A 26,224-nucleotide genomic window follows, 5' to 3' on the forward strand; every position below is an offset into this window, starting at 1 on the left:
TAGATGGGATTCTTTTGAAGAAATCCACCAACGGTTCAGCCTTTTCCTAGCCTTTCCTATATTTTTATTACCTAAACAAAATCTACTATGAAAAAACGCTACCTTCTAGGGATGGGTCTGATGCTATTTTTAGGCATCCAAGCACAGGCTCAAGATCCCGTCATCGAAAATATCATTAAAGAAGCTAGGGAAAATTCCCAGCTAAAAGATCTCGGACATGAGCTTCTAGACGGCATCGGTCCGCGACTCGTCGGCACCCCTCAAATGCAACAGGCACATGACTGGGCAGTGGAAAAATACCAATCCTGGGGAATCGAAGCCCGAAATGAACAATGGGGCGAATGGAGAGGCTGGGATCGAGGAATTACCCATATCGATATGGTAGAACCATGGGTTCGCTCCCTATCAGGAATGCAGCTTGCCTGGTCCCCATCTTCTCCAGAAGGCGGAGCTCAGGGCGAAGTGATCGTTTTGCCAGACTTGGCGGATGCCGCTACTTTTCAGACCTGGCTTCCCAATGCCAAAGGGAAATACGTGATGATTTCTACTCCTCAAATGACAGGGCGACCTGATTACAATTGGGAAGAGTGGGCCACGGAAGAGTCTTTCGAGAGAATGAAAGAAGAACGAGCAGAATTTGAGCGGGCATGGAATCAGCGATTGCAAAAAACCGGCTTGGGAAGAAGAGAATTGCCACAAGCACTCGAAGACGCTGGAGCTTTGGGGATCATTACCAGCTACTGGTCCAGAGGCTTTGGAGCAAACAAGATTTTCTCCGCGATGACTAAAAAAGTCCCAACAGTTGATCTTTCACTCGAAGATTACGGGATGCTTTTTCGTCTAGCCGATAGCGGAAAGAAGCCGATGATTCACCTCAATGCCCAATCCAAAGAAACCGGTGTGCAGCCAACTTTCAATACCATCGCTGAAATCAAAGGTACAGAAAAGCCCGATGAGTATGTCATGCTTTCGGCTCACTTTGACTCATGGGATGGCGGTACAGGTGCCACAGATAACGGAACCGGCACTATCCTGATGATGGAAGTGATGCGCATCTTAAAAGAAGTATATCCAAATCCTAAAAGAACCATTCTAGTTGGGCACTGGGGTTCTGAAGAGCAAGGGTTAAATGGATCCAGAGCATTCGTGGAGGACCATCCTGAGATCGTCGCCAATTTGCAGGCCTTATTCAACCAAGACAATGGGACCGGCCGAGTAGCCAATCTTTCCGGACAAGGCTTTGTGGACAGTTATGAATACTTGGGCCGATGGCTTTCTAAAGTTCCCCGGGAAATCACACGAGATATTGAAACTACCTTCCCTGGAAATCCCGGAGGCGGCGGTTCCGATTATGCGTCCTTTGTGGCAGCAAAGGCACCGGCGTTTAACCTGTCTTCGTTAAGCTGGTCTTACTATAATTACACCTGGCACACTAATTTGGACACCTATGACAAAATCGTTTTTGACGATGTACAAAACAACGCCATCTTAGCCGCCATCATGGTTTATATGGCTTGCGAGGAGCCAGAAATGGTGTCCAAAGAGCTTCGAATCCCATTAGGCAGAAACGGCGAGCCAACCGATTGGCCAACTCCACGATCTCCGACCCGCAAAGGAGGGATGGATTAAAATTTCCTAAAAACCTTAAAAAGCTTCTTCAGAAATGGGGAAGCTTTTTTTTAGCTTTCCTTGACTTCAGTTATTTTTTTAGTGAAAGAAATTTTCATACTCGACAGCACCCCATATTATGGGTAGTTAATCCTGATGGATAAAATCTACTAAAAGGGATATTTTAAAAATTAACTCCTTCTCTGTATTCAAAAAGACTCAATCAAACTTTTTAACATCAGTATTGATTTTTTCTCATTCTGCAAAAAGAAGGCCTCACGCAGTTTATTTCAACTGGAAAGAAAATATCTGCTACTCATGCAACTCCACTTTTGATTTTTCCATCCTGAGTGAGAAAAGAATTTTTCAAAAACTAAACCAACAGATTCTATGAAATTGACGATTAGACCAATTGTTTTCCTGCTACTTTCCGTTTTCGCTTTTGTAGCATGCGAAGAAGAGGACAAAAACCCTATAAATCCACTTACCGCTGATGCTGGCGATCCTGAAGTGGGATTTGTGGGATTTGCAACCATTCTTGACGGAAGTCTCTCCACCAACTCCATGGGAAAACCTTTTGCCTACCAATGGGAGGTAAATTCAAAGCCAACAGGTTCAACAGCCACTATTGAAAATGAAAATGAGGTTTTTGCCAAGCTGATTGGTACCCTTCCCGGGGAATATAAAATTACACTTACCATTTCCTACTTAAATTGGGAAGCCAAGGATCAGGTGATTATAAAACTCAGTGACGATCCTGAGCCGAATCTATTGGCAGTAGCTGGCGAGGACCGGACGGTAGAAATCGGAAATTCCCTAGCACTAAATGGAGCTGCTTCTATCCTAGGGGGAGAGCAAGTTCAAATCCTCTGGGAAAATGTTTCCAAACCCGAAAACAGTTCCGTTACAATTGAAAATCCCACCCTGATCGAAACTACTTTTAGCCCCACCAAGGCCGGTGACTATGTATTTAAACTTAGCTTGATTCTAGGAGAATCAACGTCTCAAGATTTGGTGAAAATCACGGTACTGGAAAACAGCTCCAATCAAGGACCAATCCTTATCAACGAAGATATTTTGGAAGATCGGACCTTGACCAATGTTTTTGTATCTGAGCCTGAAAAATTAGATTATTTGGTCACTTCTGATGTAGCAGTAAGGGGTGCAAAATTGACTATCGAACCAGGAGTGCGCGTTGGATTTGAAGATGGGGCAGGATTGATGATTGCAGAAAATGCCTCCCTGAAGGCCTACACCATGCTGACCGAGACGTTGCCAATTATTTTTCAGGGCAAAGAAGCCCAAAAGGGGTATTGGGACGGGATTAAAATACTTTCTAAAAATCCACCTGAATACCTGGTAGGTATAGAGGTAAGAGATGCTGGAAAACTGGGTTACGGGATTCAAGTTGGATCTGGTGCAAAATTATTTCTTTCAAACTCCACCATTCACATCAATGATGGAATTGGACTTGATTTTCAAATCAACTCCCAACTAGCGGAATTTAAGAATAACCAGATCAAAGAAAATACCATTGCTCCACTGCAGATTCCTGCCAGTTTAATGACCTATGTTTCTTTTGACAATCAATTTCAAGATGGTGCCATCCAGATCATAGAAGGTAAAATCCTAAGCGGCGTAGATAATTTTTGGCCGACATTTCAGGTAGAATATGACGTTTTAGATGAATTGGTTATTTACAATGGCTCTACTTTGGTGCTTTCAACTGGCGCTCACTTAAACATGGGCAATGATCAGGGAATCCGGGTGATTTCAGGTGGAAAACTCCGAATACTTGGCGAAGAGACAGCTCCAGTAGTCATCGAAGGAAAAACCAAAGCAAAAGGTGCCTGGAGAGGAATCTACATCACTGACTCCCAAGGAGCAGTAAGCAGTATCATGTTTGCCAAAATCAAACATGCAGGAAGCACTCCAATTGCAGGACAAGATGCTGCCACCATCAAACTGGGCAATGGGGCAGGTCTAAAAGTAGTCAAGACTATCTTGGATGAAGGGAAAGGCCATGGACTGGAAGCCGCTGCGACCAATTTAACCATTGAGTTCAGCCAAAACATCATCCAAAACCACCTGAAAAATCCACTTTCCATTTCCGCTCAGGTGGTAGAACACCTCGATTATTACAACAAGTTTGAAAATAATGGCGAAAATGAAGTCCTCGTTGATGGATTTCATCCATTGGCCAAAGATGGAGGAGAAATCGTCTGGAAAGGTTTTCAACAGCGAATCCCCTATGTGATCAAGGGATTGAGTAAGGATCTCGTAATCCAATCAGGGATGCGGCTCAAAGAGGGTGTGACCATCAAAATGCAGCCAAATTCACGCATTGATGTTCAGGACGCAAATGGAAGGCTAGGCTATTTAAGAATCGAGGGAAATGAAGGCAATCCCGTTATTATTCGCGGTGTGGGCGAAGAGGCAGGGTCATGGTATGGAATTACCTATTCGACTAATCACGCACAAAATCACATTCAATATGCTGAAATTTTTCATGCCGGGAGATTGTTGGCAAACAATTTTTCCGCTGCAATCACCGTGGACAATGTCCCCCAAGGATCCTTGCTCATTCAAAACTCAAGGATCGCTTACTCAGGGCAACATGGAATCGCAGTCGCTAAGCAGTTCATAGACCTTTTGCGAACTTCAGATTTAACTTTTGAAGGAATCCCTGGCAGTGAGATTTCTGCTTGGGAGTAATTTTTTTGGTTTTTTGTTTGAGCAAGCCCCCGCTTCAATTGGCGGGGGTTTCTTTAAAAAATCTAATTCTGACTAGTCCATGTTTGTTGCAAAGTCAGAAAAGTAGCACCAATGTGAATGTGTGTACATAAATGACGAACTATGAAAATCTTACATATAAGAAACGCCACAATGAAACTGTCATATGGCGGACAGACATTTTTAATTGATCCCTATTTCGCAGAAGTATTCTCCGAACCATCTTTTGGAGGAAATTCAAAAAATCCTACTTCGGCACTCCCCTCCTCTATTGATGAAATAATTGAGCAGGTAGATTACCTTTTTATTTCACACCTTCACCCTGATCATTTTGATTCCCTGGCACAACAAAAATTGCAGAAAGAAATCCCAGTTTTATGCCAACCTGAAGACTATCATTCGATACTGGAGATGGGGTTTATCCATGTAATTCCATTAGAAGAAAAAATTAATCTTGGCGATACTTCGATCCAAAAAATTTCTGGTAAGCATGGTTTTGGGAAAATTGCTGATTTAATGGGGCCTGTTTCCGGACTTGTTTTTCAAAATGAATCTGAAAAAACACTGTATTGGTTAGGTGATACAATATTTGAACAAAATGTAAAAAATACGATCGATCGGTTTAGTCCGGAAATCCTAGTTTGCCATGCTGGAGGGAATAAATTTTTCAAATCCTATGATTTTTTGAATCTAGGGCTCAAGGAAGATACCCAACCACTCATTATGGATGGCGTCCAATTGGCTGAATTAACCCAATATACACCAGAGAGCCAAATCATAGTAACCCATATCGATGCTTTGGATCACGAAACAGAAACAAGATCAAGTCTTTTAAAAATGATTGAGGAAAAAGGAATTAATGAATCTAGGGTTTATATTCCTGAAAACGGAACAATTTTAATCTTTTAATCCTATGAAAACCAATGCATCGACTATCCTTGAGGCACTAAACTCAATGAACTTGAACATACCTAAGCCACCAATGCCTGGTGGAAACTATTCTGCAACCAACTTGATGGGAAACCGACTTACTGTTTCGATTCAATTTCCCATTTACAAGGATCAATTCCGCTTTCAGGGAAAACTTGGTGAAGAATTGACAACTGATGATGGTTATTTGGCGGCGCAGCTTTGCAGTCTAAATGTACTTGCCCAAATCCAAAAGGAAATGGGGTTCCAAAGACTGTTCAGTTTAAATCACCTGCACCTTTATTACCGGTCTTCGGAAAAATGGGATGAAGCACCTAAGGTAGCTGATGGAGCTTCTGACTTCTTCAATCAGGTTTTAGGGAGTGCTGGGAAGCACAGCAGGTCACTTACGGGAGTAGCGGCCCTTCCAAGAAAGTTTTCTACAGGTTTAGTTACAGATTTTACCGTCCATTTTTGATCGTTAAAACAATTGAAATGACTTATATACTCAAAAAATCAGAATGGAAATTTCAGCAGGAATCAGGAAAAATTCCCGGTTATAATTTGTTTACTGAAAGTTTTAAAACCCGATTAGGACTAAAACCCGAAAACCTGCACGTGGATTTGCGAAGATTGGAACCGGGTCAATTCTCAGCGCCATATCATTTCCATCGAAATGCGGAGGAGTTTTTTATGATTCTTTCAGGTTCGATGACTTTAAGATCGGAACAGGGATTCCAAAAACTTCAGGTCGGAGATCTTGCCTTCTTTGAAAAAGGAAAAAATGGTGCTCACCAATTCTATAATAGCAATGATGAACCCTGCATATACTTGGATATCCGGACATTTATGGGTTTTGATATTTGCGAGTTTCCGGATTCTGGAAAGGTTCTTTTGGCTCCTTCCATGGAAATCTTCCAAAAAGATCAGGTTTATCCGTATTTCGAAGGAGAATTCAACCCGCGGGAATTTTGGAAAGAGGAAATCAACCCAGAAAGGAGCCAAAATACCTGAGAGGTATTTTCAAAAATTCTCGGGCGGTAGGGTTCCTTGTTTCAATCTTGAAGTCCAGGCCGCAATCAAACGCTCAAACTTGATAGGCTCTTCGACCATTGGATAGTGTCCGCTTCGGTCAAAAAGATGAACCTCCACTTGCTGGAAGAAGGATAAATATGGATCCCATAACAAAGCCGGCCCTGCTACAAAATCAAATTCACCCTGTAAAAACAACACAGGACAGCTGATTTTCATTAGCCCTGATTTGACTTGAAAATCCGCGAAAAGCTTGCCCCAGATGTAATCTAAGGTGGGTAAGTGTGTCGGAACTTTTTCCCACATCCAAGAGGCATCATAGTTCGGATCAAACCAATTTTTTGCTTTTTGGCAAAGAACAAATTGAATAAACCGCTCCTTAGGATTTTCTTCAATCTTCTGACCTAGAGTGGCCATATCCGCTTCAAATACCCTTTTTCTGAATTCCTCTGCCTCATTTTCAAAAAATGTCGCCGCAGCTGTATGAGTGGAAGGGCTTAAATCCGGGCTGCAAGCGCACAATATTAGACCTAATACCCATTTTGGATGGTTTTTGGCATATTCCAAGGCCATATAGGCATGGCCACTATGACCAAAAAGAAACAATTTATCTAGGCGATGTGCCTGGCGAAATTCTTCGATCTCCTTGCTAATGTCATCTAAGGATGAATAATAGCTCATCGTTTTTCCGGGATGCTCAGCAAATCCCCGGTGATCAAAATAAAAGAGTTCAAAGCGGGTTTTCAACCCCTTTGGTAAAACCCTTTCGTAGAAAATTTTAGATCCAATAATGAGTAATGGAATTTTGGAACGAGCTTCTTTCTGCATAGTTAATAAGACTTTAAATTATCAAAGGTGACCATCAATGAATTTTATGGAGCTTAATTGCTCCTTGGTTCCATTTGTAAGAGTCGCTGCAGGTGGACGCGCGCCCGACACAGCTGAGATTTTGAGGTGTTTTGAGATATGGAGAGTTCCTTTCCAATTTCCTCATGACTAAGGCCATCAAAAACAAAAAGTTCAAAAACCTTTCGATACCCGGCTGGCAGCAGTTCCATGGTCTTGATCAGATCCTCCCAATGGAGCGCTGTATCGGGGTTTTCCTGATTTGCCGCTAATTGGATTTTTTCCAAGCCAGTATCTTTCTGCCACTGGGATTCTTTCTCCAACTGCATCAGACACTCATTGACCACTATGCGCCGGATCCAGCCCTCAAAGCTTCCGGTCTGTTTGAATTGCTCGATTCGGTCGAAAATTTTACGAAATGCAACCAAAAGCACATCCTCTGCAGCGGCAGAGTCTTTGATATACCTTAGACAAAGGCTCAGCATTTTAGCATAAAGCCGATTAAAGAGTTCGCGCTGCGTCCGGGGATTTTGTACAAGACAGCCCAAGTACAGCTGCTCGATCGGAAGTCCGCTAGTAGAGGGTTCCGATGGTAGTTTGACCAATGTAGATTTCATAATAGATAATGGGATAGTTTTTAAAAGTTGGTTTCATTCTCAAAAAGGGACATTGGTTGATGGTATTATCACGAGATTTGATCAGGTGGAAATGTGAGTTTGGCATCACATGAATGGGTGGTTTTTTTGGGTCAAGCTTCCCGATTCAGCATGAGCTGAAATCGAAGGCTCAACTTTTCCTTCGCCCAAGCATACGGTCGTTGCCCAGAGTAAGAAGATAATTTTCCAAAAAGGCTTCATCACTTTGATTACCAATTAGTACGGGACAAAACTGCCACAAAAACTAGTGTCCGTAAATCACATAAATGGGTGGAAAACAAAGAAGTAGAGGTGAAAAAAATCAAAAAGATGTGAGTCTAATCAGAGTAAAAAAAAAGACCTTCCGGTTTTTCGAAATCCTGGAAGGTCTTATCCGCAATCGAATTTTGATCATACAAGTTTATCCCGAAAAGCTTTAGCTACTGCCTCGCTTTTAGAATTGACATGGAGCTTTTCGTAGATCTTTTTGATGTGGGATCGGACAGTGTCTATGGCAATAAACATCTCCGAGGCAATCATTTTATAAGAATACCCGTTGACCAACCACTGCAAAACTTCTTTTTCCCGGTCAGTAAGATTATAATCGTTTTCTACTGCAGGCTGGATTTGAGAAAACATTTTCAGTACTTGGGCAGCGACAGAGGAAGTCATAGGCGCTCCGCCAGTTGAAGCCTCTAGAATGTATTCGAGTAATTTGGCTGGAGGTGTTTTTTTCAGAATATAGCCATTAGCTCCACTCTTTAAGGCTTCGAAAATGTTTTGATGGTCATCAAATACAGTCAACATCAGCACTTTGATTTGTCCATCAATTTGACGGATGATTTTCAAGCCTTCGAGCCCGTTTACTCCGGGCATATCAATATCCATAAGCACTACATCCGGTCGAAAATTCTTAATCTCTTGGGCGACATTGCTGCAGTTTTTAAAAGCAGCCAAGACACTGAACCCTTCACTACCGTCGATCAGCATAGTAAGCCCTTCTCGGAGCTGGGGATTATCTTCATAAATTAGGAGCTTGATCATAGTTTTTGAGGTTTAGCAATATAAAATTAGCATAGTCAAAAATGACTTTCAATCACATATTTAGGTTGTTTTTGTCATGAATGGACTTTCAGAATCAATTCAGTTCCCTTTCCCGGGTGGGTGTTGATTTCCAGATATCCTCCAAGATTTAATGCTCTTTTTTTCATGTTTTCCAGACCATTACCTTCATTCAGATCCTCCATTTCAAACCCTTTCCCATAATCCTTTATTCGCATGGTAAATAAATTACGCTCAATGCCAAAAGCAATATAAACTCTGGATGCGCCGGAGTATTTTGCAGAATTATTGACTCCTTCTTTGAAGATCAAAAATAAATCTCTTCGCGCATCCATACTGAGCTTCAACCCGAGGATCTGAGGGTGTACTTCCATCGAAAAGACGATATCCTTACTTTCAAGAACCTGATTGGCAAACTCACGCATGCGGGCGATGAGCTTTTCCATGGAGTCGTTTTGAGGCTTAATGCTCCAGACGATATCATCCATAGACTCCATCATACGCTGGCTATTTTCGGATATTTTCGAAATGTATTCGCTGGTTTTGGCGGGATCGGTACCGAGTTTAGTTTTGGCCATGGAGCTCAGGATATTGATCGTACTTAGGGTGGAGCCCATATCATCGTGTAGATCTCTGGCCAGGCGGCTGCGAAGTTTGACGACAGCCAAAATCCGGGTTACGTTCATTCGGTAAATCAAAAATACAATTCCCAAAAAGAGCAAACCCAGTAATGCTTTAAACCACCAGGTCTGCACTAGACTTGGCTTGATTTCAAAAGCATAAATTGATGGGTCTGAGAAAACCCCAAGCTCATTGGCAGTTTTTACTTCAAACTGGTATTCACCCGGAGGCAAAAGCGAGTACACTGCCTGAAAATCGCCTTTTGCCTTTACCCAATCTGGATCCGCTCCTACCAATCGATAATAATACCCAAATCGATCTTGAATCGAAAAATTCAACAAATTGAAGTCGAAAGTCAGGTTGTTTTGCTGCGAAGAGAATATTCGTTGAGAATTTCCCACTGTCTCATCACCTACATAGACGCCAAAAAGACTCACACTACTGATGGTGGGTTTCGGTGGCGTTTGATTGCGCTCAAACTGTAAAGGATCAAAAATCAGCAAGGCATTATTGCTGACAAAAGCTAAATCTCCGTTGGACAATTGCATTCCAGAGTAACCATCAGTAGGTAACTGAGAAAAAAAGTGATTTTTTCCAAAGGACGAAAAGGTATTAGTAGTTGCATCAAACCGCGTCATTCCGTTGGGTGTGTAGATCCATGCCTGCCCCGTACGGTCTGAGGCTATGTGTGAGATTACATTACTCACCAATCCATCTGAGTAAGAAAAAACCTGATTTTCTCCAGTTAGTGCATTGTATTTATTGAGCAATTCAAAGCCCATGAGAAATATACTATCATTGAGTTGATGGATTTTTTCGATTTTATTGGAGCTTAGGACACGGTCATCGAGGTGTTTGAAAAGTTTTTCTGTTGCTGAATCAACTACATAAACCCCTTCATTAATTGTAGTAATCCAGATTTTTTGGTCTTTACTCACCAGCAGCTTTGGGATGGTCCCTCCTACTTTATAAAATTGGCTAAAACCAAGCTCTTCAATTCCCTCTCCGGTGAAATGGACCACCGTTCCATTTTGAGTACCAAACCAAAGGTCGCCTGTTTTGTCTTGAGCTATTGTTCTGATAGTCGAGCCTCCGAAAGCCTCCGGACTGAGAAAGGTAGATTTCCGAGTATTCAGATCGATGATCTGCAGATTACCTTTTTGTAGCGCTACCCAAATTACCTCACGTTTTTTGTCATGAAATAAATCCCATACTTGATTGAATTCTATTAAAGGTGGACGGTTAATTGCGGTCCATTCTGCATCCTGCTCCTGTTGGTTTTTAAAGATTTTGATTCCTCTACCCCAGCTTCCCAACCAAATGGAAGTATCTCCCTCATGAACGACCTCTTCTATGGATTGGAATTCATAATTCCCTTCTTGTGTATCCATTTCCTTGAAAAAAAAAGCAGGTGTATCGAGATGGATAAAATACAACCCCTGATCGGTGCCAAGCCAAATTCCTTTGGCGGGATCCCATATCGCTTTGGTTATTTTGTCAAACACGATATTCTTCTGAACCAGACGATTGAACTGTCTTCTTTCTCGGTCATAATCTCCCAAAGCCTGAACCCCATATCGCCAAAATTGACCATCTGGCAACTCCAATATTCCATAGACTTCCTGATAATTGGCATTCCCGTTTCGCAATTCTTCCTTATGGTCTTTCCAATCCTTGGTTTTGGGTTCGTAGGAAAGTAAAATCTCATCTGGATCCCAATAATTTATCCAAAAAACACCCTCTTGATCTTGATAGACATTGATTACATGATGAAAATCCTTGCGATTCAACAAAGCCAGATTTTCAGGGTTGTATTGGGCAGTGTATACTTGATTAGTGGCAGGATCATAGACCGCGATTCCCTCCAAACAGCTAATCCAATACCTTTCTTCCCGGTCCTCAAAAATGGAATTGGGGCGCCACCCCTCCGGAAATTTCAAAGGCATATTTTGATCTGTAATTTTTCTTTTTTCAGGATCTATCCACAGAATTTTGTCTTCTTTAAAAACGATAAAAACATTTGCCTTCTGATCCATCCACAGGGTTCCCCAACTGGATCTTTTCTGTTCGTTTTCAAAAGGGAATGGAATGAACTCCTCTTTTTCGGGAATGTAGATTCCATACTCATCACCTATTCGAAGCCACATTTTTCCAGATCGATCCTGATGGATTTCATAGACTGGAAGGCTAGGTTGCTTGACCCCATCAATTTTCACCTCATAGGCCATAAATTTGCGTCCGTCAAACCGCTGTAGACCATTGGGAGTACCAATCCAAAGAAACCGGTTTTGGTCCTGATGAATTGTCAAAACCTGATTGGAAGAAAGTCCATCAGCCAGCCCAAACCGATTGATAAAAAAACGGTTTTCTTCTGCTTGAAGACTTGAGTAGCTCAATAAGCTAAGAAGAAAAAGAAATATTTTTTTCATATTTTCTTCCTAAAAATAAGTGATTTGGCAAAATATCCATCTTCCTCTTTTTCCAAATCACATGATTATGTGGCTCATGAAAAGCAACGTAAAAGCTGATTATAGCGTCCAAAGAAACATATGCCATTAGAATAATCTGAATTGGTTAATTCGTTTGTATCTGAATATAGACAAACCCCCTTATATGATTTATGAAAAGATTACACCATAAGACAGCCTTAATCACCGGTGCAGCTCGGGGAATAGGGGAAAGCATTGCCCGGACTTTTCATCAGGAAGGGGCAAGGGTGATTCTCTCGGATATCCGCGACGAAGAGGGAAAAGGCCTTGCTAAAGAACTCGGCGAAATGGCCTGCTATACCCATCTCAATGTAAAAAATGAAGGGGAGTGGCAATTGGTTTATGAAAAGCTGCTATTAGAGTTTGGCGGACTTGATATCCTAATAAATAATGCAGGAATCACAGGTTTTATGGAAACCAAAGGCCCTTTTGACGCTGAAAACCCCGACATGGAATCCTTTGAAGAAGTACTGCGGGTCAACCTAAATGGCACTGTATTGGGCTGTAAATACGCCATTCCGCTGATGAGGCGAAAGGGTCATGGAAGCATCATCAATATTTCTTCGCGCAGTGGACTAGTGGGCATTCCCGGTGCGGCAGCTTATGCGGCAAGCAAAGCAGCAGTAAGAAACCACACCAAATCCGTTGCTTTGCTCTGCGCTGAAAAAGGCTATGAAATTCGCTGCAATTCCATTCATCCTGCCGCCATCATGACACCGATGTGGGATGCCATGCTCGGAGAGGGAGAAGTCCGAGATAAAATCATAAAGGAGGTGGAAAGAGGAATTCCCTTGAGACATTTTGGAAGTCCAAGAGACGTGGCCTTTGCAGCTTTATATTTAGCTTCGGACGAATCCAAGTATGTCACAGGAATAGAACTCAATGTGGACGGGGGGATTTTGGCCGGGTTGGAGGCAAGGCCAGAATAAGCATTTCAAAAACCGGGAAAGAGAACTTTACCGGTTTTATTCCTTCTTTTAAAATCTATTTTTTAAAATTATTGAGTATTCAAAAGTTTTTTTTCTAAATGGTTTTTATGATTATCCGCTTTTTTGCCAGTAAGTGAAAATGGCCTAGATACTTCAACAAGCTCAGTGACCGAGCTCTGCCACCGAGTTTAATGTTTCTTCCCCTCCTACAAAAAGAGACAAACGGACACCGAGCGATGGTTGGTGAGCTAGTCGAACTAAGTCGAGGTGGACATTAAGAAAATTTTGCTACTGGTGTCATTACGGATATACATGATGGTTATTTTTTCTAATCTCCAAGCAACCCAACCTGGTTAAAATCCATCCTAAAAAAACCAAAAGGTTTAAATTCTCGCGTCCTCTGAAACTTAAATCCAACAACGATGAAAACTATTGGTGTTTACTTCTTATTCATTTTGATTTTTTTCGGATGTACAGAAGAAAATGACCTTCCGATCCTATCTTTTGAAATCAAAACGAATCTTCAAGTTTTTGGAAACTTTCTTCGCTTTGATATTTTATCAGATCCCGATATCTCCAATTCCGACCTGACCTTCTCTATTGGAAACCTTGAAGTTTTTCCTGAAAAAACTGAAAACGGGGAATGGATTCTTCCCTTAGAAGGATTTACTGCGGGCAATCATCAGCTCAAAGTATACCAAACCTCAAATCCAGAAAATTATGAGATTTGCAATTTTGAAAAGGCTGCTTTTCTACTTGAATTAGGCATAGACCCAAGTCTGATAGAGGATCAAGTGAGGCATCATTTAGTGATATGGAATCAGGATGGTCAAACAGTACACGTGGAAGAATTGGTTCAGGCAGGAGATCACCGGGTGGATCTTGGCAGCTATGAGTTTGATTCTTTCTCTTGGGGAATATTCACCGAATTTGATGAATTTCGCCAGGGCTTGGGGCAAGTTTTCGATGGGGTTTCTGTGGGAAGTTTTTTCCCAATAAGTGTTAATAATGAAGGGCATCCCTCATTTGGTACCACTACTCTAAAATTCCAGCAGATTCCCACCCATCAGGAGTACTGGATAGGAAGTCGAGGAAGTTTTTCCCACGGACAGGCTTTACCCCATACTTTGCCCCTATTTTTGGATTATATTCCGACCCGTTTTTTTGTCCTTTTAAAACAAGGAGAAAAAACTTATGCCCAATTTTTTTCGGAAAAAGCCACTTTTTCTGGCGAAGAAGTAGAACTTAACTTGAGTGCAATGAATTTGATGAATTCTCAAATCATTAGCTTTTCCAAAGCCATCTCCGGATCCTACTCAGTGTATGGATTTGAATCAATTTCAGACCTCACTAGCCAAACCCCATTAGAAATAGGGCCTTTAAGTGGAGTGCTTAAGTTGGATCTGGTAAATTATGCTAGCCTTTTCCCCAAAGTCGAATTCCAGCTCAACTATGCCGAGGAAGATTTTCAAATTTTTTCCAGATTTAGAGCAGCCCAGGTGCCAACTTCGGTGCAAACTTTTGAAGCGGATTTTTCTATCCAAAATGAATCAAAGCTCGCTGTTACAGGAACTGTCGACCTGTTGTTTACTACTTGGTCAGGAATAGATTCCAAGGGTATAGATTGGCTCATATTCCACTTACAAGGACCTAACCAAGCTCGACTTAAAGCCCCCTTAATTTCATCCGAAACACTCCAGCTTGAAAATGTCTCTCTCAAGTCCATAACCCTGGAAGAGAGTGATTTACTGGACAACTATTCAGATTTTCTAGCTGATTTTTCTCTTGGAAAAAGTCGAGACTATTTCCGAAATTCTGGTAGATTCCACTCCAAAACAAAGACTCTGGCCTCTGCTAGGGTTCGAACCGAAAAATCATTTACTCATTACATTTCTCACTATTCACTATTCCAAATTCACTGATATGAAAAAGCTCTCACTTCTTTCGATCCTCTTTCTCCAATTCATTTTCCTGCAGGCTCAAGATCGCACTGACCTATTTATAGACAGCGTGATGCATGCACAGCATATTCCCGGTGCAGCTGTTGCAGTTATTCAAGATGGGCAGGTTTTGAAAAAATCTGTTTATGGAAAAGCAAATCTGGAATGGAACCAAGATTTAACTTATAACAGTGCTTTTCAGATGGCTTCTACTACCAAACTCTTCACAGGAGTTCTTCTTGGTATTTTACATGAAAAAAAGGTGATTTCTGTCGATGATTGCCTGGAAAAATATATGGATTCCCTTCCAAACAGCTGGGAAACAATAACCCTCCGTCAACTTGCCTCCCACCAATCGGGTATCAAAATGGTCGAACTCGAAAAATTCCCTAACCTCCAGACCGCCATCAAAGCAGCTATGAAAGAAAAATTAGAATACGAGCCGGGTACGAAAGAATATTATGTCAGTACGGACTATGCTTTTTTGAACCAAGTTTTGTTAAAAATCTCGGGTAAATCATTCCCTGAACTGATGAAAGAAATGCTGCTTGATCCACTAAAGTTGCAAAATACCGGATTTGATCTGCTTAAAGATGAGGGCTTGTTTCGTACCGCCGATTTGATCGAAAATCGGGTAGGGGTCTACGGTTGGGCAGAAAGTAGACCATTTATCTCAGACATGCGGTTTCCGGACTGGTTTTACCCAGCGGGAGGAATTTATTCTTCTATCGATGATTTATCCAGATTTATGCAGGCTCTAGACCGGGAGGAATTAATTTCAACGGCTACTCAAGAGCTAATTTTTGGACCTAATCCCTTAAAAAACGGGAATCCATCGTATTTTGGATTGGGGTGGATTACAGAAACTTACCAAGGACACCGCTTGACAGGACATAGCGGAGGGCCGGCATTGGCTGATGTGATTCGTTTTCCTGATTTGAAGATAAGCATTATCGTATTGACTAACCGACGGGGAGGTTTCTATCCATTTTTGTCCCGAGGAGTGGCACAGTATTATATTGATGGGCTAGTTATGCCGGAGATTCCTCAATGATCAATACTAAACATATATTGATATCTTAGTCCAATCCAAAGAACCTTTCGTCTGAGTTTGAGGGTTCTTTTTTTTATTTCTCCTGGCTAAAGACTCTTTTTAAAATTCAGAAGCTCACCTTAAAAAATTTATCCGTCAAACGGATCAGCTCGGAATGGGAGTTCAAATGCATATTCCAGAATCTATTAATTTCTTTAGGTTAAACCCGGAATATGCAATAGCAATTTTATAACGGCTTATAATTGCTTCAAAATCAATTATAAATTGCTGTTTTCGACTTCACCATAGCAGCGCTATGACTCAGCCTCCTAACAGACTGATTTCCTTGCCATTAAAATCCTCATTACGAAATCTAATACAAAATCCGGGATAAAGACATCTGGAAAATCTGTCCTATGATTAAAAAAGCAAAACAATGACAGATTCTATTGACAACAACAATTTAAAAAGGGTCGGAAAGTTTGATTTCCGACCCTTCTACATTCAGCTACCAAGATTGAAAAATCAGTTAACCTTGAGCAAAGAATAAATACGGTTTCCTTCTTTGATTTGATTTGGGTTTGTCGGATCAGGGACCCATCTTCCATCAATTACCAATTGATAACGGTGTTCTCCGGGAAATACTTCCACAAATCCCTCCCATCCCTGGTCGGTTTTTTGGAGAAAATTAGTATTGGTAGCCCAATAATTGAAGGTACCCGAAACCAGAATTTGCTTTGCTTCCGGGTAGCCGGTGAGAGAAATTTCAACACACTTCAACTCCGGGATGGTCTCCTTCATTTTTTCCAAATTTTGATTCAACTGGCTCACCTTTTTCGGATCTTTTTCAGTAGCCAGAAGCTCCTCCAATACCATCACTTGACCTTGATGAAGCGCAAGAGCCGCATGCATTTCCACATCCGGCTGTACTCCTACAGCCTCCCAGTTGGTACCAGTTACTGAATTGATCGAACGCTCCATGGGAATAGTTACCAAGAAATTTTCGGAAAGCTGTACCGGGAACTTTGGATTAGCGCCTCCTTTTGTTACTTGACCTAAAAGCTTGGCTCGGCCTAGGTGTTTCATGTCATAGGCAAATTCTTCGCCTCCAGAAAAGGTCCGGCCACTGGTCAGGATATACAAAGGTTTACCTAAATATTTTGGTCCGGGTACATAGGCAGCGCTCCACATCTGTTTTAAGGTGTTTTTTTTTCGATTTTCGAAATCAAAAAGGTGAACGGGCTGATCAAAGAAATATCCGCTAAAAAGTGGGATCATATTGGGATCCAAACTTCCTCTACATTCCCGTAAATCCAGGATCAAGGCATCAGTTTCAGAAATAAATTTCATCGCTTCAAACAGACTGTCTGCACAATGGGTGATTGGACCAAAAAAGGGAATCTCCAAATACCCTATGTTTCCATCCAGTATTTTTTTCTTCTTGACTCCGTATCCGTTATTTTCAAGCAGGTCTATCAACCAAGTTTCATCGTTTCCTTCATTGGATTCGGCTTGTACAGGTGAATCTGAGTAGAGCACCTCTAAATGCAAATCATTGCTTATCGATCGGATATTCTGAGTAAGGATAAAAGCAAATTCAGTTGCACTTTGAATACTGTCATAGTTTCCGTTCCAGATATTTTCATTTAGGTGATCTGCCATCTCAACTGCCTTGGACTCATCAATGTAAGAATTCTTCAGTTCTGTGATTAGATTCTTCAGAACCTCAGCTTTTTGCTCGTTTTCTATATTCTGAGCAATTATAGGCTGCATCAGAAATAAAAGGCAGCAACTACTTATCAGGGTTAAATTTTTCATTTTGTTAAGGATTGAATACTTGTTTTTGAGGACCTCTTATCCCCTTAAAATGTGGATCTAAGTAATAATTTCTGTTTTCCCTTGTAGGAATTAAAAGCCAGCCAAAGTCCTAATCCAGCAAGTGCCATGATCGATTCAATTAGCAACCACTTACTTCCAAAATCTCCTAAAGGGCCATCAGAAATCATCGTAATCAGGCGAGAAAAGGCATAAGAACCCCAAAAAATACTCAGAAAGGCTAACCCTTTCTCGGGGTTTTTGACCATGAGGTAGAGGATACTCATACATATCGTGATTCCTACCCCTCCATACACCCCTCGTATCGAACTGAGCGCATCCGTATTATCTAGCTCTACACGTACCATATCCATGACTGCTTGTGGGTTAAAAAGAGCCATCATACTGACCAAAAGGAGCGACAGGATGGAAGCTCCAAGGTAAATGCGCGTGAAAATCATCCATTTATTAGACTTCTTCATGGCTACATCAATCAAAGGAGCACTTGTTTTGATACCATAAAATATGGTTCCCCAAATTCGCCAGCTTAGGCTTTTTAACTTCTGTGAGCAAGGATGAGCAATCTCCAAATAGAGTGGGGAAGATTTTCTTGTAATTCCCTTTTTTAACCTTTATTAATGGAGAACCATTCTTTGAAATAAAATAGACCCGGTGCTTGTCTCCCGTCCATGCGATGTGTTGGCTCTGCAAGGCGGTAGTCTTCCTAGTCAACGGATCAAAAAACACCTCAAAAACCTCATCAAAATCAGGGTTAAGGAGCTGAAGCAAGAATTCCTTTTCACCATTTATACTGGTGTTTCGGTAAATAATATAATCTTTAGGTTTGGCCGTGGGCTGATCTCTTGACAACAGTTTTTTGACCGAAGAGCCGCGCTCCATAGCAAATTGAAATCTAACCGCTCCATTCATAGCGATCGCAAATTCATAGATATCCTCTGCGTTGATTTTAAACGTATTTCCGGTTTGATCCTCCAGGCTTACTCTAGTGATTCCGCGGGTACTGACATAGTTGATGATTTTACCCTCGACCACATCTCCGGACTTGAGCAAGGCATAACCCTTATTGGAAAGGGGGAAATCAACCAGCGGCTGCTGAAGTTGCTGGGCATTTAAATTTCCAATCAGCCCCAAAAGGAAGAGAATTATTGAAAGTGAAGTTTTCATAGTTGGTTTAATTTTCAAATTCACGGTTTCATTGCATTCAAAGGAGGAATAGGCTGAGGAACCACATTATCAATCGGGGTGGTACTTTTCAGGTAGGCAAAGACAGCACTGATTTCTTCATCTGTCATTTGACCAATCATTTCATAAGGCATGGGAGGGAGAATCTGCCGATTTGTTGGGATCCCTTTAGACTTGCCATCACGAAGGGCAATAAAAAATTGCTCCTCTGTCCAATTGCCTATACCGGTCTCATCTGAAGTGAGGTTGGAGGAAAAAGACACCCCCCAAGGACCCATCCATGCCGTTAAGCTTTGGGTGGCTGCTATACCTTTTGATTCCAGTTCATTTCGATCTATTTCTGGAATAGGGACCTGGGCTGGATGTCCAGAAAGCGCTCGGGACATGTCCATTTCGGGACCCATCGGCCCCATTTTTCGAGGCGTATGACAATCATGACATCCGGCAATCACCACTAAGTGCTTGCCTAAGGCAACCTTTGCATCCAAGTTAACTTGAGTGTCTGGTTCCGCTTGCGCTGTGTTCAGCTTTTTGGATTCATTGGATTGGCAACCAAAAAGGTTCACCACCAACAATGCCGCACTTGTAAAAGAAAGAATTTTATTTTTCATATGTATTGGGAGTTGATTTTCCCAATTGATGGAAAAAAGAGATAGTGGGTTGCATTAAGGATGACTCTCGGGATAATTATTTCTTTTGAGATGATCCAAAAGGATCAAAGGCAATTTGGCTCAACCCATTCTAGGGTTATGGGTTATGCTGGCCACAAGGGGTTAATTCCCGAAAAATGCTGGGCTGAGCACGCTATTTTTTAAAATTATTTCCCCCTCATGCAACCCACCATTGAAGTTTCCCATCATGTGGTCGTTAAAAAAATTTAAACTCAACTAGTATTTCTACCATGAAGACTACACTAATTAAAATGACGCTAAAGTCATTGATTATCCTTTTGGTCGCAAGTTCATGCGAACTTATTCGAGAGGATAACCCCTCCATTGTCAAAAACAAAAAAAATGAGGAAACTACCTATTATGGACCTGCTGTAGCCATGGGCAATGGCAAAGCTCAAACCTTTATTACGATCAACAGGGGTGGAAGACCCACTGCGATGGGGGTCGCATTAAATGAAAAAGCCTTGGAAAATTTACCTTCTGAAAATGGAGGCTCCCACCATAGAGAAGGCCATCCCCCTTCATTTGAGACTGTTTTACAATTTCCTAAGCAGGCAGAAATCACGCCTTATAAATTCATGACCATTGATTGGGCACCTGAAGGTCATGAGCCTGAGGGGATCTACGATTTGCCTCATTTTGATTTCCATTTCTACATGATTTCCAACGAAGAAAGACTGGCAATTACTCCCCTGGAAGGTATGGATCCTGAAATTCCACAGGCAAAATACATTCCCACACCCTACATTCAGCTTCCGGGTCGTGTCCCAAATATGGGAGTTCATTGGACAGATCCCACTAGCCCAGAATTGAACGGGGCTACCTTTACAAAGACATTCATCTACGGATCTTTCAAAGAAAAAGTCATCTTCATGGAGCCCATGATCACCTTGGATTATATCAAAAGTAAGCCAAGCAATGTCGATGAGATCCCTCTTCCTACCCACTTCCAGGTAAATGGGTTTTATCCTTCCAACTATGAAGTAAAATATAACCCGGTCCGAAAAGAATATCTGATTCTACTGAGCGATTTTAATTTTAAAATGGCTGATCAATAAAATTTAGTTTCAATATGATAATTAAAAGTCCCCAGAGAGTTCTAGGGACTTTTTTTTAGAAATCTAGTTTTTCATTTTTTCACCAGTAAAGGTCATTGACCAGTCTAAAAGCAGCGTGAAAGTCCAGTTTAAACTAACTCTAGTCATCAGCCTTTTCAGCTGAATAGCAAAATAGATTTGACGTCTATTCACTTCTCCCCGCTTTTAGCGAACCACCAAGAGACCGACTTTTTTGGAGTTATTTTCTAGAAATGAATTAAAATCTCCTAAAGGAAAACTTTCCGATTTTTGTAAAGGAGAATAGGTTGACTAAATTGTGTAAGGTCTTGGCAAATCCCCCTTAACTATGAAATCACTGGCATCAGTTCTTCTTATTTTTATTGGCTCTTTTGGACTACAAGCGCAAGTATCTCAACTAGAATCTGCATTAGCGAAAGCTGAATCAAAAGGCTACTCAGGCGTCATGCTTGTAGCAGACAAGGGAGAAATTATCTTTGAAAAAGCCGTGGGTTTACGAAGTTTTGAGGAAAAAATACCGCTTGAAACCACCGATCTTTTTGAAATGGCTTCTGTCTCCAAGCAGTTTACCGCGATGATGGTGATGATGTGCAAGGAAAAGGGCCTCTTGAATTTTGACGACCCAGCTGAAAAATTCATCCGCATTCCCTACCCTAATATCAGCATCCGTCAACTGCTTACCCACACTTCCGGTCTTCCGGATTATCAGGCGATCATGGATGAGCATTGGGACAAAAGTAAAGCCGCCGGCAATCCGGACATTTTGGAATACCTCCGTCGCTATGCCCCACCGAAGCTCTTCGAACCCGGAGAAAAATACGAATACAGCAATACCGGTTATGTGATTTTGGCCAGTATCGTGGAAGAAGTGACGGGAAAAGATTTTGTGGAGCTTTCGAACGAATGGATTTTTGACCCAGTTGGCATGAATCATACCGCTATCAGAAGTCTGGAAGAAAAAGCCCAAGTCCCCAATTTTGCCGCAGGCCATCTCAAAGACCATAATGGCACCTATATCAACGCCAACCAGTTTCGATCTTCAGACTATACACTTTGGTTGGGAAATAGAAAAGGCCCAGGACGGGTAAGCAGCACCGCGCAGGATTTACTTCGTTGGGACCAGGCGCTTTACGGTGAAAAACTGGTCGGTAGAGAAACGCTGGAGGAGGCTTTTACTCCTACTAAACTCAATGACGCAACAAAAAGTAATTATGGCTTTGGATGGGATATCGAGCCCAAAAGCCCACTTGGAAAAATGGTCAGTCACACGGGTGACAACCCGGGATACCAAACGATAATTGTGCGCTTCATCGAGGAAAATAAAACCATTATTCTCCTCAACAACAACTATCACCCTGAACACGATGCATTGGTGGAAGCCGCCAAGAAAGCATTGAGTAAGAAATAGCAAACTACTTGGTAAGCTTTTTCAGCACATCTATAGCACTTTGGAGTCGTTGTTTCTGATCTCCAGAGACCGTTAAATAAGGAAATCCGCTAGATTCAGCGATTTCTTGGTATTTCTCAAAAAAATACTTCCGCATTTCTGGGTCGGGATGCTCTCTCAAAGGATCAGGCTCCCAGGGTAGATCAATATCAGTCAGCAAAATCAAGTCATAAACTCGCTGATCGAGTTCGTTTTTGACCCAATCATGCACTTTTCCAAATTTATGCTCAGACCAGACCTGAATGACTCGAAGATCCGTATCGCAGAACAAAAAGTTTTGGGCGACTTTATGCTTTTCATCTTCCAAAGCCATTTGGCCTTTGGCGATTTTCAAAAGATCCGCATAAGTATAGGGCCTTCCCAGCATTTCCAGATATTCCCTCGCAAACTCCGGGACCCAAGGTTCGTCATAATGCACGGCTAAATCAGAAGCCAAGGTGCTTTTTCCGGTGGACTCCGGACCCAAAATAAGAATACGCTTAGGGCTGTGCATAATTTCTTCCGGATTTGATCCAGGCAATTAAACCTAAAAATGCCAATATGGTGAAAAACAAAAACTGAAAAGAAGTTAAAATCAATCCTTTGTAAAAATAAAGGGGTACCGAAACCAAGTCAGTGATAATCCAAAAAATCCAGTTTTCTACCTTCTTCTTAGCCATTAGCCACATGCCTACAAAAGCGGAGGCCGTAGTAAAGGAATCCCAATACGGCACATCCGAATCGGTGAAGCTTTTTAAGACAAAGGACAATACCCCATAAGAGGCAATGAAAATCAAACCAGCGATCAACCAACCTTTCGGCTTCAGCCAAGTAACGGGTAAAACCGTCTGATGAACCTTGGGATGGGTCCAAACATACCAACCGTAGATGGACATGCTGAAATAGTAGGCATTGATCCCCATATCAGCGTAAAGCTTGTATTCAAAGCAAATCCAAACGTAAATCAGCGTGGAAACAATTCCCGTCGGGTAAACCCAAATGTGCTCGCGCATAGAGTAAAATACCGAAGCTATCCCAAAAAATACCGCAATCGCTTCCAGCCAAGTCATGGCCTGAAGCCCTTCGGCCAATCCATCAAGAAAAAATTGAAAATCCATGCTGCGAAGTAAGGAATAGTTTGTCTAACCACAAGTTTGTTTAACCACAAACACTAAGATTCTTTTCTGGAATTCGTGATCTTTATGGTTTTCTTTTAACAACTAAGAAAAATAATGAATTTTATCTTTGTGTTACTTCGCGTTCTTTGTGGTTCACTATCTACTTCCGCAACTTTTCTCCACCTTGCGTGGTTTGATTACTAACTTTGCGCCTATGACTTTGAGCACCCTGACAGCTAAGAAAGACCTCGATTCACTCGATCCCAAAGAATACATCATCATCAAAAACGCCCGGGTCAATAATCTGAAAAGCCTGAGCGTAGCCATTCCCCGAAATAAATTTGTGGTCATCACGGGCCTATCTGGTTCGGGAAAATCCTCTCTGGCATTTGATACCCTTTTTGCCGAAGGCCAACGCATGTATGTGGAGAGTTTGAGTTCCTATGCCCGGCAGTTTCTCGGTCGAATGGAAAAACCTGAGGTCGAGTATATCAAAGGCGTAGCTCCGGCCATCGCAATTCAGCAAAAGGTAAGCACAAAAAATCCCCGTTCCACTGTCGGAACCACCACTGAAATCTACGATTACCTCAAATTGCTTTTTGCCCGGGTGGGGAAAACCTATTCCCCAATTTCTGGAAAAGAGGTCAAGCATCACACGGTCACAGACATTGTGGATTATATTCTCAGCTTTGAGGAAGGAGACAAAGTCATGATTTCTTGTCCACTTCAGGTGGCAAGAGGTAGAAAAATCGAGCAGGAATTGGAATTGCTTTTGCAAAAAGGGTATACCCGAATTCTCATTGATGGAGAAGCTTATTTTGTAGAGGATTTGCTTCAGGAAAAGAAAATCCAAAAAGGAAACTATGAAATCCTAATCGATCGGGCTTCTGTCCGAAAAGACGATGAAGACAATCAATTTCGTATTGCTGATTCGGTCCAAACGGCCCTTTTCGAAGGCCATGGAGACTGTAAAATCACCATTCCTGAAAAGGAAACCCGGGAATTTTCCGATCGATTCGAACTCGACGGAATGAGCTTCGAACTGCCATCGGTCAACTTTTTCTCTTTCAACAATCCCTACGGAGCTTGCCGAAGATGCGAAGGTTTTGGCAATGTCCTTGGAATTGATCCTGACTTGGTCATTCCAGACAAATCTCTTTCCGTCTATGAAGGGGCCATTGCCCCTTGGCGCGGAGAATCTTCGCGAACTTGGCTCGAACCATTGCTGAAAAAAGGAATTGAATTCGACTTCCCCATTCACCGGGCATTTGAGGATTTAAGCGAAAAAGAACAGGACCTCATCTGGACGGGAAATAAGTATTTCAAAGGCTTGGATGCATTTTTTAAAGATTTGGAAACCAAAACCCACAAAATTCAGTATCGGGTCATGCTTTCCAGATTTCGAGGGCGGACGACTTGTCCCGAGTGCCGGGGAACCCGTCTTCGCAAGGACGCCAGCTATGTCAAAATCCAAGAAAAATCGATTACAGACTTGGTGCTGATGCCAATTGATGAAGCTTTGGTGTTTTTCAATGAATTGGAACTCGCTCCGCATGAAGCCAAAGTCGCCAATCGATTACTGAAAGAAATTGTCAGCCGCCTCGAGTTTATGGATCAGGTCGGTTTGGGCTATTTGACTTTAAATCGACTGACTTCCACACTCTCTGGAGGTGAATATCAGCGAATCAAACTGGCGACTTCCTTGGGTTCAGCTTTGGTGGGGTCTATGTATATTTTGGATGAACCCAGCATCGGTTTGCATCCAAGGGATACCGATAGATTGGTGGGAGTACTTAAGTCATTGCGCGATATGGGCAATACCGTCATTGTGGTCGAGCATGAGGATAAAGTCATGAAAGCCGCCGATCAGATTATCGATATCGGCCCGGATGCCGGAGTTCATGGCGGGGAATTGCTGTTTCAGGGTTCCATCGAAGAGCTCATCGCTTCCGCCCAAACCCATACTGCCCGATACCTGCGTGGAGAGGAGCAGATTTTCAAGAAAAATGGTAACCGAAAGTGGAAGGACTCCATCATCGTCAAAGGAGCGCGTGAAAATAACCTCAAGAATCTGACGGTACAGTTTCCACTGAATACGCTAACCGTAGTCACGGGAGTTTCCGGTTCGGGAAAATCTACCCTGATCAAAAAGGTATTATATCCAGCCTTGGGAAAAATGCTAGGAACCGTCATCGATGAATCCGGAAAATACGATAAGATCGAGGGCGATTATAAGCGCATCACCCAAGTGGAATTTGTCGATCAAAATCCGATCGGTAAATCCTCCCGCTCCAATCCGGTGACCTATGTCAAGGCTTACGACGCCATCCGAACGCTCTTTGCCGATCAACCGGTATCTAGGCAGCGGGGCTACAAACCGGCCTTTTTCTCTTTCAATGTCGATGGAGGTCGATGTGAAGCCTGCGCCGGAGAAGGTACCACTACCGTGGAGATGCAGTTTATGGCTGACATCCACCTGACCTGCGAATCCTGCAAAGGAAAGCGATTCAAAAATGAAATTTTAGACGTCAAATACAGGGATAAAGATATCTCCGAGGTACTTGACATGACCATCGATGAGGCCATGGAGTTCTTCAAAGGAAAAACCCAGATCATCAATCGGCTCCAACCCCTGCAAGAAGTAGGCTTGGGCTATATCGGCATGGGCCAAAGTTCGAATACGCTTTCCGGTGGAGAAGCTCAACGGGTGAAATTGGCTTCATTCCTAGGCAAAGGCGGCACTAAATCTGGGGATCAGGTACTCTTTATTTTTGACGAACCGACGACAGGTTTGCATTTCCATGATATCCGCAAGCTCCTCCACAGCATCAATGCCCTAATCGATCAGGGTCATTCGGTGATCATCATCGAGCATAATACTGAAGTCATACGCTCCGCCGATTGGGTAATTGACTTGGGTCCGGAGGGAGGAAACAAAGGAGGCCATCTGACTTTTGCGGGTACGCCTGAAGATTTGGCTAAAGAAAAGGGGAATTACACCGCGGACTATTTGAGGGAGGGATTTGCATAAAATCAACTAATTCATCACCCTTCTAAATCTTCAACTTTTAAAAAATT

At 42.2% G+C, this 26,224-nt stretch carries 21 protein-coding genes; 11 read left to right on the forward strand and 10 right to left on the reverse strand.

All coding sequences use genetic code 11. From position 1 onward, the window contains the following. Positions 1 to 87 precede the first annotated feature (87 nt). From BM043_RS03335 to BM043_RS03355, 5 genes are all read left to right on the forward strand, one after another. Positions 88 to 1,629 carry a M20/M25/M40 family metallo-hydrolase gene (locus tag BM043_RS03335; protein WP_092788848.1) on the forward strand — a complete coding sequence of 514 codons (1,542 nt, stop codon included), beginning with the start codon at positions 88 to 90 and terminating at the stop codon, positions 1,627 to 1,629. 369 nt (positions 1,630 to 1,998) lie between these two features. Continuing rightward, positions 1,999 to 4,323 carry a PKD domain-containing protein gene (locus BM043_RS03340; protein ID WP_092788849.1) on the forward strand — a complete coding sequence of 775 codons (2,325 nt, stop codon included), beginning with the start codon at positions 1,999 to 2,001 and terminating at the stop codon, positions 4,321 to 4,323. A gap of 141 nt (positions 4,324 to 4,464) precedes the next feature. Beyond that, positions 4,465 to 5,250, forward strand: a complete 786-nt coding sequence (locus tag BM043_RS03345; protein ID WP_092788850.1) for an MBL fold metallo-hydrolase — start codon at positions 4,465 to 4,467, stop codon at positions 5,248 to 5,250. A gap of 4 nt (positions 5,251 to 5,254) precedes the next feature. After that, positions 5,255 to 5,728, forward strand: coding sequence for a RidA family protein (locus BM043_RS03350; RefSeq protein ID WP_092788851.1), 474 nt, complete (start codon positions 5,255 to 5,257; stop codon positions 5,726 to 5,728). Positions 5,729 to 5,745: 17 nt separating this feature from the next. Then, positions 5,746 to 6,264: a cupin domain-containing protein gene (locus BM043_RS03355; RefSeq protein WP_092788852.1), complete on the forward strand. Its 519-nt coding sequence runs from the start codon at positions 5,746 to 5,748 to the stop codon at positions 6,262 to 6,264. 9 nt (positions 6,265 to 6,273) lie between these two features. On the opposite strand, the gene BM043_RS03360 is transcribed toward BM043_RS03355, so the two are convergent. The 4 genes from BM043_RS03360 to BM043_RS03375 all read right to left on the reverse strand — a co-directional run bounded on the left by BM043_RS03360 (position 6,274) and on the right by BM043_RS03375 (position 11,875). Continuing rightward, positions 6,274 to 7,110, reverse strand: a complete 837-nt coding sequence (locus BM043_RS03360) for an alpha/beta fold hydrolase (protein ID WP_092788853.1) — start codon at positions 7,108 to 7,110, stop codon at positions 6,274 to 6,276. 53 nt (positions 7,111 to 7,163) lie between these two features. After that, positions 7,164 to 7,745, reverse strand: coding sequence for an RNA polymerase sigma factor (locus BM043_RS03365; RefSeq protein WP_092788854.1), 582 nt, complete (start codon positions 7,743 to 7,745; stop codon positions 7,164 to 7,166). Between the two features lie 429 nt (positions 7,746 to 8,174). Then, positions 8,175 to 8,807, reverse strand: a complete 633-nt coding sequence (locus tag BM043_RS03370) for a response regulator (RefSeq protein ID WP_092788855.1) — start codon at positions 8,805 to 8,807, stop codon at positions 8,175 to 8,177. Positions 8,808 to 8,881: 74 nt separating this feature from the next. Next, on the reverse strand, positions 8,882 to 11,875 hold the full coding sequence (locus BM043_RS03375; protein WP_092788856.1) for a sensor histidine kinase: 2,994 nt from the start codon (positions 11,873 to 11,875) through the stop codon (positions 8,882 to 8,884). 191 nt (positions 11,876 to 12,066) lie between these two features. Between BM043_RS03375 and BM043_RS03380 the strand changes: the two genes are divergently transcribed. The 3 genes from BM043_RS03380 (at position 12,067) to BM043_RS03390 (ending at position 15,858) form a co-directional block, all read left to right on the forward strand. Then, positions 12,067 to 12,864 carry a glucose 1-dehydrogenase gene (locus BM043_RS03380; RefSeq protein ID WP_092788857.1) on the forward strand — a complete coding sequence of 266 codons (798 nt, stop codon included), beginning with the start codon at positions 12,067 to 12,069 and terminating at the stop codon, positions 12,862 to 12,864. Between the two features lie 422 nt (positions 12,865 to 13,286). Then, positions 13,287 to 14,786: a hypothetical protein gene (locus BM043_RS03385; protein ID WP_092788858.1), complete on the forward strand. Its 1,500-nt coding sequence runs from the start codon at positions 13,287 to 13,289 to the stop codon at positions 14,784 to 14,786. A 1-nt stretch (position 14,787) separates the two neighbouring features. Continuing rightward, positions 14,788 to 15,858: a serine hydrolase domain-containing protein gene (locus tag BM043_RS03390; protein ID WP_092788859.1), complete on the forward strand. Its 1,071-nt coding sequence runs from the start codon at positions 14,788 to 14,790 to the stop codon at positions 15,856 to 15,858. A gap of 504 nt (positions 15,859 to 16,362) precedes the next feature. Here the strand turns inward: BM043_RS03390 and BM043_RS03395 are convergent. Genes BM043_RS03395 through BM043_RS03410 form a run of 4 tightly spaced genes read right to left on the reverse strand, consistent with a single transcriptional unit; the run spans position 16,363 to position 19,466 of the window. Further along, the gene (locus BM043_RS03395; RefSeq protein ID WP_092788860.1) at positions 16,363 to 17,655 is read right to left on the reverse strand and encodes a S41 family peptidase; all 1,293 of its coding nucleotides are present in this window, start codon (positions 17,653 to 17,655) and stop codon (positions 16,363 to 16,365) included. A 44-nt stretch (positions 17,656 to 17,699) separates the two neighbouring features. Next, the gene (locus BM043_RS03400) at positions 17,700 to 18,134 is read right to left on the reverse strand and encodes a DUF4345 domain-containing protein (protein WP_092789355.1); all 435 of its coding nucleotides are present in this window, start codon (positions 18,132 to 18,134) and stop codon (positions 17,700 to 17,702) included. A 7-nt stretch (positions 18,135 to 18,141) separates the two neighbouring features. Next, positions 18,142 to 18,837 carry a hypothetical protein gene (locus BM043_RS03405; RefSeq protein WP_092788861.1) on the reverse strand — a complete coding sequence of 232 codons (696 nt, stop codon included), beginning with the start codon at positions 18,835 to 18,837 and terminating at the stop codon, positions 18,142 to 18,144. A 20-nt stretch (positions 18,838 to 18,857) separates the two neighbouring features. Further along, positions 18,858 to 19,466, reverse strand: a complete 609-nt coding sequence (locus BM043_RS03410; RefSeq protein WP_092788862.1) for a cytochrome c family protein — start codon at positions 19,464 to 19,466, stop codon at positions 18,858 to 18,860. 290 nt (positions 19,467 to 19,756) lie between these two features. Here BM043_RS03410 and BM043_RS03415 point away from each other — a divergent pair, with 290 nt between their 5' ends. Together BM043_RS03415 and BM043_RS03420 are read left to right on the forward strand one after the other, a co-directional pair. Then, a complete protein-coding gene (locus BM043_RS03415) occupies positions 19,757 to 20,584 on the forward strand; it encodes a DUF5602 domain-containing protein (protein ID WP_143189467.1) in 828 nt (275 codons plus the stop codon). A gap of 346 nt (positions 20,585 to 20,930) precedes the next feature. After that, the gene (locus BM043_RS03420) at positions 20,931 to 22,010 is read left to right on the forward strand and encodes a serine hydrolase domain-containing protein (protein ID WP_092788864.1); all 1,080 of its coding nucleotides are present in this window, start codon (positions 20,931 to 20,933) and stop codon (positions 22,008 to 22,010) included. A 4-nt stretch (positions 22,011 to 22,014) separates the two neighbouring features. On the opposite strand, the gene BM043_RS03425 is transcribed toward BM043_RS03420, so the two are convergent. Next, positions 22,015 to 22,542: an AAA family ATPase gene (locus tag BM043_RS03425; RefSeq protein ID WP_092788865.1), complete on the reverse strand. Its 528-nt coding sequence runs from the start codon at positions 22,540 to 22,542 to the stop codon at positions 22,015 to 22,017. Beyond that, complete coding sequence (pnuC, locus tag BM043_RS03430) at positions 22,529 to 23,146, reverse strand: nicotinamide riboside transporter PnuC (protein WP_092788866.1); 618 nt, start codon at positions 23,144 to 23,146, stop codon at positions 22,529 to 22,531. Before pnuC ends, BM043_RS03425 begins: the two co-directional genes overlap by 14 nt. 214 nt (positions 23,147 to 23,360) lie before the next feature. Between pnuC and uvrA the strand changes: the two genes are divergently transcribed. Beyond that, complete coding sequence (gene uvrA / locus BM043_RS03435; protein WP_092788867.1) at positions 23,361 to 26,177, forward strand: excinuclease ABC subunit UvrA; 2,817 nt, start codon at positions 23,361 to 23,363, stop codon at positions 26,175 to 26,177. Positions 26,178 to 26,224 lie beyond the last annotated feature (47 nt).

The sequence above is a fragment of the Algoriphagus hitonicola genome, assembly GCF_900113375.1.
GTDB lineage: Bacteria > Bacteroidota > Bacteroidia > Cytophagales > Cyclobacteriaceae > Algoriphagus > Algoriphagus hitonicola.